Source organism: Pseudomonas sp. UBA1879, from assembly GCF_002338065.1.
GTDB lineage: Bacteria > Pseudomonadota > Gammaproteobacteria > Pseudomonadales > Pseudomonadaceae > Aquipseudomonas.
The window spans coordinates 70168-83056 of record NZ_DDHJ01000003.1 but is presented as its reverse complement, the minus strand read 5'-3'; the positions used below and the strand labels follow the sequence as shown (position 1 = coordinate 83056).

Here is a 12889-nt window from a genome sequence, read left to right as displayed (position 1 = left end):
CGATGGCGGTTTGTCAGTCATTGATCGCGACTCGCCCATATAGGAGCGTGGCTTGTCCCGCGATCGACGGCGAACCCGTCGCAAAACCGGCAAACTCGGTGTGTCCGCAATACCGCATTTGCAGGGTTGCTGCCGGTCCCCGGCAGGTCGCGGGACAAGCCTCGCTCCTACAGCGGATAGGGACGCTGGCGAAATAACGCCAGACCCAAACCTTGTAGGAGTGAGCTTGCTCGCGATGGCGGTTTGTCAGTCATCGATCGCGACTCGCCCATGTAGGAGCGTGGCTTGTCCCGCGATCGACGGGGAACCCGTCGCAAACCGGCAAACTCGGTGTATCCGCAATACCGCATTTGCAGGGGTGGCTGCCGGTCCCCGGCAGGTCGCGGGACAAGCCTCGCTCGTACAAGCTCGGCGCCAGGGGGGCTATCCGCGCTATGATTCGGCCCATTGCCCTCCGAATCACCAAGGAGACATCGTGCATGTTCGACTTTTCCGCTCAACTCAAGCAGCGGTTCGCCGCCCTGCAGAGCAGCGCCCAGTTCTTCTCCCTGCGCTACGTCAAACAAACCAGCCAGCACCTCTCGGTGCGCAAGAATGTCCCCGAGCCGCCGCAACTGCGCACCGACGAAGGCGCAATGCTGACCGTGCGCATTGATGGCGTCGAGACCTATGCGGCCACCAACGACCTTTCCCAGCGGGGCCTGCAAGGCGCGCTGGAACGGGCGGAAGCCCAAGCGCGGCAACTGGCCGTCCATTCGCTGCTCGACCTGCGCGAACACGCCGTTGCGACCCATCGTGCCGATTACCTGTCGCCTAACCTCACCAGCGCGTTCCCTTCACTGAGCGATTGCTACGCCCTGCTCGGTCAGGAATCCGCCGCAGTGCCCAAGGACGCGCGGCTGGTGAACTGGCACGTCGACCTCGGCCTGGAAAACGTCGAACAGATTTACCTCAACAGCGCTGGCGCCGAGATTCGTCAGGCCCAGCGTTTCGTCTTCCCCGGCCTGAGCGTCACGGCCTATGACGGGCAGGACAGCCAGACGCGCAGCCTCGGCCGCGACAATTTCGGCCAACAGGGCGGTGCGGAAGTCATCACCTCCTGCGGCATCATCGGTGCAGCGGCCAAGGTCGCCGATCAGGCGCTTCAGCTGATCATGGCGCCCAACACGCCCACCGGGCCGCGGGACCTGCTGCTAACCCCCGACCAAATGATCCTGCAGATTCACGAATCCATCGGCCATCCGCTGGAACTGGACCGCATCCTCGGTGACGAGCGCAACTATGCGGGTACCAGCTTTGTGAAGACGCACGACTTCGGCACGCTGCAGTACGGCTCCGAGCTGCTCAACGTGACCTTCGACCCAGAGATCCCAGAGCAATTGGCGAGCTATGGTTTCGACGACGACGGCACACCGGCGAGCAAGCAATTCCTGATCAAGGATGGCGTGCTGGAACGGCCGCTGGGGGGCGCGTTATCGCAATACCGCAGCGGCATGGAAGGCGTCGCCAACAGTCGCGCGTGCAGCTGGAATCGCGCGCCGATCGATCGCATGGCCAACCTCAACATCGAGCCGGGCGACAAGACGATGCAGCAACTGATCGGCGGTATCGAGCATGGCATTCTCATGAGCACCAATCGCTCGTGGTCGATTGACGATGCCCGTAACAAATTCCAGTTTGGCTGCGAATGGGGCCAACTGATCGAGAACGGCGAACTCAAGGGCGTGGTGAAAAACCCGAACTACCGGGCGATTTCAGCGCAGTTCTGGCGCAACCTCAGCGCCGTCGGCGACGCCAGCACCTTCCAAGTGTTGGGCACGCCCAACTGCGGCAAAGGCGAGCCCAACCAAGTGGTGCGCGTAGGGCACGCCTCGCCGGCCTGCGTGTTCGCCAACGTCGACGTATTCGGAGGTGACGCCTGATGTCGCATCAAATTCAATTCAAGGCGTTGGTCGATTGGCTGCAAAGCGCGATCACGCCCCAGGAACGTTTCACCCTCGGCTACAACGCAGAGTCCTCTGATTTCATTCGATTCAACCACGCCAAGGTGCGGCAGGCCGGACAGGTGCAGCAGGCCAACGTGTATTTCAAGCTGATCGAAGACGGCCGTCACGCCGACCTCCAACTGACGCTGTCCGGCGATGAAACGTTGGATCGTGAGCGTCTGGGCGAGTCGCTACATCAATTGCGGGAAACCCTCACGCTGCTGCCGGTCGATCCTTACCTGTTGCTCAACGAGGACGCCTGGCAAAGCAGCAATGTTCAAGACGCGCCCCTGCCCGACAGCGCCCATGTGGTCGCGCAAATCACACAGTTGGGCGACGGGCTGGATCTGGTCGGTATCTACGCCGCAGGGCCGATTTACCGGGGCTTTGCCAACTCGAACGGCGCGTTCGGTTGGCACCAGGCGAACAGCTTCAATTTCGATTGGAGTCTGTTTCATGAGAATGGCCAGGCAGTGAAGGCCAACTATGCCGGCCACGAATGGAGCGATGCAGCGTTTGCCAAGCGCTTCGCCTTGGCTCGTGAGCAGCTGGCGTTTCTGGGACAGCCGTCGCACACCCTCGCCCCTGGCCAATACCGGGCGTATCTGGCGCCCGCTGCACTGGAAGAGGTGATGGGCATGTTGTGCTGGGGCGGCTTCTCGGCGCAGTCGCTGGCGGACAAGACCAGTCCACTGCAGCGTTTGTACGACGGTCAGGCAACGCTGAATCCGTTGGTCACCCTGAACGAGCAAGTCACCGGATCGTTGTCGCCGGCGTTTTCCCGTGAAGGTTATCCGCGCTCGGACCTGTCGCTGGTGGTCGAAGGCGTTGCGAAAGACCGGCTGATCGATTCACGCAGCGCCGCCGAATACGGCCTGACTGCCAACGGCGCAGGGTGGGGCGAAGCGCCCAGCGCATTGAGCATGAACGGCGGCTCGCTGGCGCTGGATGATGTGCTCAAAGAACTGGGCACGGGGCTGTACATCAGCAACCTCTGGTACCTGAATTTCTCTGACAGAACAGCGGGACGCATCACCGGGATGACCCGTTTTGCAACGTTCTGGGTCGAGGACGGAGAGATCAAGGCGCCGGTCAGCACCATGCGTTTCGACGACAGCGTGTTCAGCTTGCTAGGGGGCGCGCTTGAACAATTGACCAAGGAAAGGGAACTCATCCTGTCGCCAAGCACCTACAGTCAACGCCAGACAGCATCGAATCTGCTGCCGGGGGCGTTGATCAGCAGGCTGACGCTGACGTTGTGACGACTCACGGCTTGGGCTGAACCCTGTGGGAGCCGGCTTGCTGGCGAAGGCGACGGATCAGATACATCGTCGCCGACTGGCACACCGCTTTCGCCGGCAAGCGGGCTTCCACCATCCGCGCCCGCCGCCAATGCTCAACGATCACAAGAAATCATAAGGACTCACCCCCCACATGCCGACCACCACGCCGCCACTGGACGCCAGAACCCTACGCTGGATGCCTTGGGTCATTGCCATCGCCTTTTTCATGCAGAGTCTGGACGGCACGATTCTCAACACCGCGCTGCCGTCGATGGCCAATTCGCTGTCGGAAGACCCGTTGCGCATGCAGTCGGTGATCATCGCCTACATGTTGACCATCGCCCTGCTGATCCCGGCGTCGGGCTGGATCTCGGACCGTTTTGGCATCAAGCGGATTTTCTTCGGCGCGATCCTGCTGTTCAGCTTCGGCTCGTTGCTGTGCGCAGCGGCGAATTCCCTCGGCGTGCTGGTTGCGGCTCGGGTGATTCAGGGCCTGGGTGGTGCACTGATGATGCCGGTCGGCAGGCTTATCGTGCTGCGCGCCTACCCGCGAACCGAGCTGGTGCGCACGCTCAGTTTCATCACCATGCCAGCGCTGCTCGGGCCGTTGCTTGGCCCGACGGTGGGCGGCTGGCTGGTGGAGTACCTGAGCTGGCACTGGATCTTCCTGATCAACATTCCGGTCGGGATTCTGGGTTGTTTTGCAGTCCGAAAATTCATTCCGGACCTGCAAGGCGGCGGGCGGACACGTTTCGACATGGTGGGCTTTGCACTGTTCGGCGCGTCCATGGTGTTGATCACCATTGCCCTCGAAGGGCTGGGTGAGCTGCACCTGCCGCACCTGCGTGTGGTGATGCTGCTGTTCGGCGGGATGGCGTGCCTGGCGGCGTACTGGCTGCGCGCCGGGCACGTGGAGGCGCCGTTGTTCTCGGCGTCGCTGTTCCGCACCCGTAGCTTCGCGGTGGGGATCATGGGCAACCTGTTTGCCCGTCTGGGCAGTGGCGCGTTGCCGTTTCTGGTGCCGCTGATGCTGCAAGTGGCGCTGGGCTATTCGCCCTCCCACGCAGGCATGAGCATGATTCCACTGGCGTTGGCCGCCATGTTCGCCAAGCCGTTGGCCACACGGGCCATTGAGCGACTGGGTTACCGGATCGTCCTGACTGGCAACACGCTGCTGCTGGGCGCGTTGCTGGCGAGCATGGCGCTGGTGGATGCCGACACGCCGTACTGGCTGCTGCTGATTCATCTGGCATTCCTCGGCGGCGTGAACTCGTTGCAGTTCTCGGCCATGAACGCAGTGACCCTTATCGACCTGGATGACGCCAGCGCGGCCAGCGGCAACAGTCTGCTGTCGGTGGTGGCGCAGCTGTCCTTGAGTCTCGGCGTTGCCTGCGCGGCGGCGTTGCTGGGGGGCTTCACTGATGATGTGGCGACGGGCGAAGTCAGCAGCGTTCTCGGCGCGTTTCAGCTGACGTTCCTGTGCGTCGGTGTGCTGGCGATGCTTGCTGCGTCGATTTTCCTGCAGCTCTCCCCGCGCATGCCGCCCGAGAACCCGCCACGCCAACCGCAGACCGAGCCTGAGATCGAGGCGTGATCAGCAACATCCGCCAGACCTGAGCCCACTGTGGGAGTGAGCTTTCTGCATGCCACGACGACTGATGTGGCAGACACCGATCCACCTGTGGGAGTGAGCTTGCTCCACGAAGACCTCCGTTCAGCCGCACTGTCTGGGTCGGATGTACTGGCCCCTTCGTGAGCAAGCTCACGCCCAGAGTGACCACCGTTAGGCGCGTATATCAACATACAGCAACCACCATTTATCGCCCCCACCCCCAAGCCATCAGCTGCGACCTGATACACTGCGCGACATTTTGTTTTGCAGGCCCGTCCCGTGACTAACACCGCTTTCAACTCGCTGCCCCTTTCCGCCGCCATGCTGGCTAACCTGGAGTCCCTTGGTTATGCCGAGATGACGCCGATTCAGGCGCAGAGCCTGCCGGTGATGCTCAAGGGCATGGACCTGATCGCTCAAGCCAAGACCGGCTCCGGCAAGACCGCCGCGTTCGGCGTCGGCCTGCTCAACCCAATCAATCCGCGCTACTTCGGCTGCCAGGCACTCGTGCTTTGTCCGACCCGTGAACTGGCGGATCAGGTCGCCAAGGAAATCCGTCGGTTGGCGCGTTCCGAAGACAACATCAAAGTCCTGACCCTGTGCGGCGGCGTGTCGTTCGGCCCGCAAATTGCCTCGCTGGAACACGGCGCACACATCATCGTCGGCACACCAGGCCGCATTCAGCAGCACCTGCGCAAAGGTTCGCTGGTCCTCGATGGCCTGAACACGCTGGTGCTGGACGAAGCCGACCGCATGCTCGACATGGGCTTTTACGACGCCATCGCCGACATCATCGAGCAGACCCCGGAGCGTCGTCAGACCCTGCTGTTCTCGGCCACGTACCCGGTCGGCATCAAGCAGCTGGCCTCCAAGTTCATGCGCGACCCGCAGACCGTGAAGGTCGAAGCGCTGCACGCTGACAGCCAGATCGAGCAGATTTTCTACGAAATCGCCCCCGAGCAACGCCTCGAAGCGGTGGTGAAAGTCCTTGATCATTTCCGTCCGCAGTCCTGCGTGGCGTTCTGCTTCACCAAGCAGCAGGTGCAAGAAGTGGTCGATCACCTGACCGCCAAAGGCATGTCGGCCGTCGGCCTGCATGGCGATCTGGAACAGCGCGATCGCGACCAGGTGCTGGCGATGTTCGCTAACCGCAGCACTTCCGTGCTGGTTGCCACCGACGTCGCCGCCCGCGGTCTGGACATCGACGCGCTGGACATGGTGATCAACGTCGAGCTGGCCCGGGATTCGGAAATCCACATCCACCGCGTCGGTCGTACCGGTCGTGCGGGGGAGACCGGCATCGCCGTCAGCCTCGTCGCCCCTGGCGAAAGCCAACGCGCCCGCGCTATCGAAGAGTTGCAAAAGGCGCCACTGAACTGGCAGCAGCTCGACGACCTGAAACGCAAGGAAGGCGGCAAGCTGCTGCCACCGATGACCACCTTGTGCATCGGCTCGGGTCGCAAGGACAAACTGCGTCCCGGCGACATTCTTGGCGCGCTGACCGGCGAAGCGGGCATTCCCGGCACTCAAGTGGGCAAGATCGCGATTTTCGATTTCCAGGCCTACGTGGCCGTGGAACGCAGCATCGCCAAACAGGCGCTGGAGCGTCTGAACAACGGCAAGATCAAGGGCAAGTCGTTGCGGGTCAGGATTTTGTAAGCACACCGCAATCCCTTTGTAGGAGCGCGCTTGCCCGCGATGCATTCCGTCAGCCCCCCCGTGCTGACTGATATACCGCCATCGCGGGCAAGCGTTCTCCTACAGGATTCAACTTCCACTCTGTTTACACCTGAGGACATCGCTTTGCCCGTTACTGACGTTGTGATCATCGGCGCTGGCGCCGCAGGTTTGATGTGCGCCGCCATTGCCGCCAATCGTGGCCGCCAGGTGATGCTGATCGATCACGCCAACAAACCGGGCAAGAAGATCCTCATGTCGGGCGGCGGGCGCTGCAATTTCACCAACATGTACACCGAGCCCGCCAACTTCCTCTCGCAGAACCCGCACTTCTGTAAATCGGCGCTGGCCCGCTACACCCAGTGGGACTTTATTGCGCTGGTGGGCAAACACGGCGTGCCGTACCACGAGAAAAAACTCGGCCAGCTGTTTTGTGACAACAAATCGAGCGACATCCTCGGCCTGCTGCTCAGCGAGTGCGACGACGCGGGCGTGAGCCTGCACATGGACACCTCGGTGCAGACCATCGAAAAGACCGAAGGCGGTTATCTGCTGGACACCACGCTGGGCAGCATCAACTGCACTTCGCTGGTGGTCGCTACCGGCGGGCTTTCGATTCCAACGTTGGGCGCGACAGGGTTTGGTTATCAGGTCGGCAAGCAGTTTGGCCACACCCTGCTGTCAACCCGCGCAGGCCTGGTGCCCTTCACCATCACCGACCAACTGAAAGACCTGTGCACCGAGCTGTCGGGCACCTCGGTGGATTGCCTGGTCAGCTGCAATGATACGAGCTTTCGCGAGAACATCCTGTTCACCCATCGCGGCTTGAGCGGGCCGGCGATCTTGCAGATTTCCTCGTTCTGGCACCCCGGTGACACGGTGGAGATCAACTTGCTCCCCGATCACGACGCCCACGGCTGGCTGACCGAACAGCAGGCCGAACGCCCGAACAGCGAACTCAAAACCCTGCTCGGTGAAGTGTTCACCAAGAAAATGGCCAACCTGATCGCCGAGCAGTGGTTCGTCTCCAAACCCATGAAGCAATACACCCACGCCGAACTGGCCGACATTGCCGAGAAGCTGGCGAGCTGGAAGGTGATCCCGGCCGGCACGGAAGGCTATCGCACGGCAGAAGTGACGCTGGGCGGCATCGACACGCGGGAAGTGTCGTCCAAGACCATGGAATCCCTGAAATCGCCGGGCCTTTATTTCATTGGCGAAGTGCTGGACGTCAGCGGGCATCTGGGCGGCTTCAATTTCCAGTGGGCCTGGGCGTCCGCCTACGCCGCGGCGCAGTTTGTCTGAGCCAAGCGGCCTTGCGCTTTTGTGGGAGCCGGCGTGCTGGTGAAAACGGCGTGTCAGTCGATATCGTCGCCCCTTATCCACCGTATTCGCCAGCAAGCCGGCTCCCACAGTCGTTCGAGATGTATCAACTGGCTCTTGCGGAATAAATTTTGCTAATCGGATGTACAGGGCGCATCCGGCGCTGTACATATCCCTCTGCAGAATCAGTCGCGAAAAAGGCCGTCCGCGTTCATGGCATCGAAATCGTTGCGCAATACCTTCCGCCGCCTGTGGGCGCTGGACAAGTTTTCCTACAGCGTGCGGGTATTCATCGCACTGACCGGCAGCATGGCGCTGTGCTGGTATCAAAACGAAATGTCGCAGCTGATCCCGTTGTTCCTGGGGATCATCGCCAGCGCATTGTCCGAAACCGATGACAGCTGGCAAGGCCGCCTCAACGCACTGGCCGTGACGCTGGTGTGTTTCAGTATCGCGGCGCTCTCGGTCGAGTTGCTCTTCCCCTACCCCGTTCTCTTCATCAGCGCGTTCGCCCTCGCGGCGTTCTGCCTGACCATGCTCGGCGCTTTGGGTGAGCGGTACGGCGCCATTGCCTATGCGACGTTGATTCTCTCGGTCTACACCATGATTGGCGTGGACCAGCGCGGCGGCGAAGTCACGGATTTCTGGCATGAGCCGATGCTGCTAGTGGCGGGTGCGGCGTGGTACGGCCTGCTGTCGGTGTTGTGGCAAATGCTGTTCTCCAATCAGCCGGTGCAACAGGCCTTGGCACGGCTGTTCCGGGAATTGGGGCTGTACCTGAAGCTGAAATCAGACCTGTTCGAGCCGATCCGCACCCTTGACGTTGAAGCCAAACGTCTGGAGCTGGCCAAGCAGAACGGTAAGGTCGTTGCCGCGCTCAACGTGACCAAAGAAATTATCCTTAACCGCGTCGGCAGCGGTCGCCCCGGTTCGAAGGTCAGTCGCTACCTGAAACTGTACTTTCTGGCGCAGGACATCCACGAACGCGCGAGTTCTTCGCACTACCCCTACAATTCCCTGGCCGAAGCGTTCTTCCACAGCGACGTGCTATTCCGTTGCCAACGTCTGTTACGCCAGCAGGGCAACGCCTGTCGTGACCTGTCGGTGTCGATCCAACTGCGCCAGCCGTTCATCTATGACGACAGTTTCGCCCATGCGCTGGACGATCTGCGCGCCTCTCTCGAACACTTGCGCATCCAGAGCAACCCGGCCTGGCGCGGCCTGCTGCGGTCCCTGCGCGCGCTGGCCAATAACCTTGGCACGCTGGACCGGTTGCTCAGCGATGCGAGCAACCCTGACGCACTGGCCGATGCCTCCGACAGCAGTTTGTTGGACCGTTCGCCACGCAACCTGAAAGACGTCTGGACTCGACTGCGCCTGCAGCTGACGCCGACTTCGCTGCTGTTCCGTCACGCCCTGCGCCTGCCGTTGGCGTTGGTGATCGGCTATCTGATGGTGCACCTGATACACCCGTCCCAGGGCTATTGGATCATCCTGACGACGGTCTTCGTCTGCCAGCCGAGTTACGGCGCGACGCGGCGCAAGCTCGGGCAGCGAATCATCGGCACCGCCATCGGCCTGACAGCAGGCTGGATTCTGTTCGACCTGATCACCACGCCGGTGCTGCAATCGATGTGTGCGGTTCTCGCGGGCGTAGTGTTCTTCGTGAACCGCACGACGCGCTATACCCTGTCCACGGCAGCGATCACGGTGATGATCCTGTTCTGCTTCAATCAGGTAGGAAACGGCTATGGGTTGTTCCTGCCGCGTCTGATGGACACCCTGCTCGGCAGCTTGATCGCAGGCCTGGCGGTGTTCCTGTTCCTGCCGGACTGGCAGGGCCGACGTTTGAACAAGGTGCTGGCCAATACGCTGTCGTGCAACAGCATTTACCTGCGCCAGATCATGCAGCAGTACGCTCATGGCAAAAGCGATGACCTCGCTTATCGCCTCGCCCGACGCAACGCCCACAACGCCGATGCCGCGCTGTCGACCACGCTGGCCAACATGCTCATGGAACCCGGCCATTTCCGTAAGGAGGCCGATGTCGGCTTCCGTTTCCTGGTGCTGTCGCACACGTTATTGAGCTACCTGTCCGGGCTCGGCGCACACCGCGAGACTCAACTTCCGGCCGAAGTGCGTGAACACCTGATCGAGGGCGCCGGGGCCCATCTGGCGTCGAGTATCGACGAAATCGCGCAAAGCCTCGCCGACCGACAACCAGTGGCGGTACAAAGCGATGCCGAGGAAGCGCTGGCCGGGGAGCTTGAGCAGATGCCGGAAGAAATCGATGAAGGGCAGCGCTTGGTGCAAACCCAATTGGCGCTGATCTGCCGTCAATTGGGCCCGCTGCGCACCCTGGCCGCTCATTTGATCAAAGAGCCGTCCAAGGACGACAAAGACCTTACAACCCGTGCAGCTTGAAGAGCTTGTCGTAGGAGCCATCGGCCTTCATGGCGGCAACGGCCTCGTCGAAGTCGGCAACGATTTTCGCGTGATCGGGATTCTTCAGGCTCACCAGGATATGCAGGCCGTTTTCGCTCAGTGACTGGGGCAGAAAATCGACATTGCCGCGCACGTCTGCGGGCTCATGGCTCAGGGCGAAACGCGCGGCATATTCATCCTCGACGGTCAGCTCTACCCGCCCTGCGGCCAGCATCCGCACCGCAGTCGAAAAACTCGCGACCGGCACTTTTTTCAGATCGGGATCATTGTCGAATTCGGGCGAGTAGGCATAGCTGCGCACGACCGCAATGGAATACGGGTGCAATTGTGGCAGGGTTTGATAGGTGATATCGGAGGTCTTGCGCTTGAGGAAGCGCAGTCGGTTCACTAGATATTCGCCGGAAAATTCGCCAATCTGCGTGCGCTCTGTGCTGTACCACGCGTTGATCAGAATGTCGTATCGCCCCTCGCTGACCCCATGAACGGCCCGCGCCCACGGCACCTGCTCGTATTCAGTGGTGTAACCCGCGCGCCCCAGTGCGGTGCGAACCAGATCGGTGGAAAGCCCACCATTGATCAGCGACAGATCTGAATACGGTGCCCAGGCATCGCCGGCAATACGCAGCTTCTGCGCCGATACCCCTTGGGCGATCAGCAGCATTCCCAGCAAAGCCATGGCTCGAAGCAAACGCGGCATGCTCAAGGTCCTTAAGCAGGCGGATGGCCTGCAATTTTTCAGCGGCAATCAAGCGACACTGTGACATCCCTGGTGCGAGCAGAAGGTCGTGGGCACGACCCGAGTGGAAGCGACGTTCGGAGTAGCAAGTGGCCTTTATTGAAGACCGGTTGGCCTTTTTCCACAACACATAAGTGGCCAATGTTTGTGCCGCAGTTCAAGAAAACCAGGCAATGTCCTGATCGTCGTCACGTCTTTCGGCAAGTACCGGCTTTGGGCTCACGGCAATATGCGTTTAGTATCCGGAATCGATTTCTTCTCGCGAGCCGGCGTCATGTCTATCAACTGGATTTGCAAACACCATACCGCCTTGAGCAAGGAACAGTTGTACGCCATTTTGCAGCTGCGCGCGCAGGTGTTCGTCGTGGAGCAGAAATGCTGGTACCAGGATGTCGATGGCCAGGATTTGCTCGGCGATACCCGTCATCTGATGGCATGGCAAGGCGACGAACTGGTGGCGTATCTGCGCCTGCTCGACCCGATCCAACAGGACGGCGACGTAACGATCGGACGTGTCGTCACTGCCCCGTCAATGCGCAACAAAGGCATGGGGCATGAATTGATGGTGCAGGCCCTTGAACATGCCGAACGCAATTGGCCAGACCAACCAATCTACCTTTCGGCGCAGGCGCACCTGCAGGGCTATTACAGCCGCTACGGATTCAACCCGGTGGGCGAGGTGTATGTCGAGGACGGCATTCCGCACATCGGTATGCGCCGAGATCTGGATTGAAGCTGCTGATTGATGCGTAACGGCACCCTGGGAGCCGCCTTGCTGCGCGCGGCTCCCACAGGTTTGGACGTCCTTGCCAACTCGATTCAGGGATAACCCAGCACCGCTTTGATCTGCTCCATATGCTCGGCAATCCAGCGCTTGTCGATCGCGCCCCATTCGCGAATTCGGTAAGCACCTGCATGATTGCGGGTCCCCTCTTCCTGTTCGAATTCGCACACGATATCCAGATCTGCCAACGCCGCGAGGGTGTCTTGCGCCGTCCGACGCGGCATGCCCGTGACGTCGGTGAGGGCGGGAACGCTGCTGGCAATACCGCTGTCGATCAAATACGCCACGTAAAGACGGCGATAGAAACTGGTTTTGGTCTTGCTGACGTCCATCGTCAGGTCCTTGTGTGGAAGTAACAGATTTATCCGCACCCTCTGTAGGAGCGTGGCTCATCCCGCGATCTGCCGGGGACCGGCAGCAACCCCGCCCACGGTATCGCTGACACCCCATGCTTGCCGGATTAACACGGCCTTCCTCCGTCGGTCGCAAGACGAGCCACGCGCCTGCACGGTGACATTCACATCACCCCGCCTGCATGTCTCGCCAGGTCAGGTACACGCGCAGGTCGAACTCCAATTGGTGATAGCCCGGCTGCATGTGTTCGCAGAGTTTGTAGAACGCCTTGTTGTGCTCGGTTTCTTTGAAGTGCGCCAGCTCATGCACGACGATCATCTTGAGGAATTCCGGCGCAGCGTCCTTGAACAGCGAGGCGACCCGTATTTCTTTCTTGGCCTTGAGCTTGCCGCCTTGCACGCGGGAAACGGTGGTGTGCAGGCCCAATGCGCGGTGGGTCAGGTCGAGGCGATTATCGAACAGCACTTTGTCGATGTTGGGTGCGTTGCGCAGGTGCTCCTGCTTGAGGGCAAGCGCATACGCGTAGAGCGCCTTGTCGCTTTGCACGTCGTGGCGCCCAGGGTAGCGCCGCTCCAGATAGGCACCGAGTGTGTCCTGAGCGATCAGCTGGCGGACCTGATTCTGCAAAGAGGCCGGGTAGGCCTGCAGGTACTTGAGCGGTGTGGTCGCATTGGCGGTCATGATCTGATC

At 60.9% G+C, this 12889-nt stretch carries 10 protein-coding genes; 7 read left to right on the top strand and 3 right to left on the bottom strand.

Going from position 1 to position 12889, the window contains the following annotated elements:
• The first annotated feature begins 479 nt into the window (after nt 1-479).
• The 6 genes from B3N48_RS03210 (at nt 480) to yccS (ending at nt 10304) form a co-directional block, all read left to right on the top strand.
• Complete coding sequence (locus B3N48_RS03210; protein ID WP_296179312.1) at nt 480-1922, top strand: TldD/PmbA family protein; 1443 nt, start codon at nt 480-482, stop codon at nt 1920-1922.
• Nucleotides 1922-3247: a TldD/PmbA family protein gene (locus B3N48_RS03205; protein WP_296179311.1), complete on the top strand. Its 1326-nt coding sequence runs from the start codon at nt 1922-1924 to the stop codon at nt 3245-3247. The genes B3N48_RS03210 and B3N48_RS03205 overlap by 1 nt, the downstream gene beginning before the upstream one ends.
• Nucleotides 3248-3419: 172 nt before the next feature.
• The gene (gene mdtD / locus B3N48_RS03200) at nt 3420-4862 is read left to right on the top strand and encodes a multidrug transporter subunit MdtD (RefSeq protein WP_296179309.1); all 1443 of its coding nucleotides are present in this window, start codon (nt 3420-3422) and stop codon (nt 4860-4862) included.
• 297 nt (nt 4863-5159) lie between these two features.
• A complete protein-coding gene (dbpA, locus tag B3N48_RS03195) occupies nt 5160-6539 on the top strand; it encodes an ATP-dependent RNA helicase DbpA (RefSeq protein ID WP_296179307.1) in 1380 nt (459 codons plus the stop codon).
• Between the two features lie 144 nt (nt 6540-6683).
• Entirely contained in the window at nt 6684-7862 is a 1179-nt protein-coding gene (locus tag B3N48_RS03190; RefSeq protein ID WP_296179305.1) for an NAD(P)/FAD-dependent oxidoreductase, read from the top strand.
• Between the two features lie 231 nt (nt 7863-8093).
• Nucleotides 8094-10304: a YccS family putative transporter gene (gene yccS, locus B3N48_RS03185; RefSeq protein WP_296179303.1), complete on the top strand. Its 2211-nt coding sequence runs from the start codon at nt 8094-8096 to the stop codon at nt 10302-10304.
• Here yccS and B3N48_RS03180 read toward each other — a convergent pair.
• Nucleotides 10285-11022, bottom strand: coding sequence for a substrate-binding periplasmic protein (locus tag B3N48_RS03180; protein WP_296179301.1), 738 nt, complete (start codon nt 11020-11022; stop codon nt 10285-10287). The two genes, yccS and B3N48_RS03180, sit on opposite strands and share 20 nt — an antisense overlap.
• 313 nt (nt 11023-11335) lie before the next feature.
• Between B3N48_RS03180 and B3N48_RS03175 the strand changes: the two genes are divergently transcribed.
• Nucleotides 11336-11794 carry a GNAT family N-acetyltransferase gene (locus tag B3N48_RS03175; protein WP_296179300.1) on the top strand — a complete coding sequence of 153 codons (459 nt, stop codon included), beginning with the start codon at nt 11336-11338 and terminating at the stop codon, nt 11792-11794.
• A gap of 86 nt (nt 11795-11880) precedes the next feature.
• Here B3N48_RS03175 and B3N48_RS03170 read toward each other — a convergent pair whose 3' ends face one another.
• Both B3N48_RS03170 and B3N48_RS03165 read right to left on the bottom strand, forming a co-directional pair.
• The gene (locus B3N48_RS03170; RefSeq protein WP_296179299.1) at nt 11881-12177 is read right to left on the bottom strand and encodes a winged helix-turn-helix domain-containing protein; all 297 of its coding nucleotides are present in this window, start codon (nt 12175-12177) and stop codon (nt 11881-11883) included.
• Between the two features lie 190 nt (nt 12178-12367).
• On the bottom strand, nt 12368-12880 hold the full coding sequence (locus B3N48_RS03165) for a YgjP-like metallopeptidase domain-containing protein (protein WP_296179298.1): 513 nt from the start codon (nt 12878-12880) through the stop codon (nt 12368-12370).
• Nucleotides 12881-12889: the final 9 nt, after the last annotated feature.

Excerpts from the sequence above, each read along its gene's own strand:
- B3N48_RS03175 (WP_296179300.1), top strand. The coding sequence starts at position 11,336 with ATGTCTATCAACTGGATTTGCAAACACCATACCGCCTTGAGCAAGGAA.
- B3N48_RS03180 (WP_296179301.1), bottom strand. The coding sequence starts at position 11,022 with ATGCCGCGTTTGCTTCGAGCCATGGCTTTGCTGGGAATGCTGCTGATC.
- B3N48_RS03165 (WP_296179298.1), bottom strand. The coding sequence starts at position 12,880 with ATGACCGCCAATGCGACCACACCGCTCAAGTACCTGCAGGCCTACCCG.
- yccS (WP_296179303.1), top strand. The coding sequence starts at position 8,094 with ATGGCATCGAAATCGTTGCGCAATACCTTCCGCCGCCTGTGGGCGCTG.
- mdtD (WP_296179309.1), top strand. The coding sequence starts at position 3,420 with ATGCCGACCACCACGCCGCCACTGGACGCCAGAACCCTACGCTGGATG.
- B3N48_RS03210 (WP_296179312.1), top strand. The coding sequence starts at position 480 with ATGTTCGACTTTTCCGCTCAACTCAAGCAGCGGTTCGCCGCCCTGCAG.
- B3N48_RS03205 (WP_296179311.1), top strand. The coding sequence starts at position 1,922 with ATGTCGCATCAAATTCAATTCAAGGCGTTGGTCGATTGGCTGCAAAGC.
- B3N48_RS03170 (WP_296179299.1), bottom strand. The coding sequence starts at position 12,177 with ATGGACGTCAGCAAGACCAAAACCAGTTTCTATCGCCGTCTTTACGTG.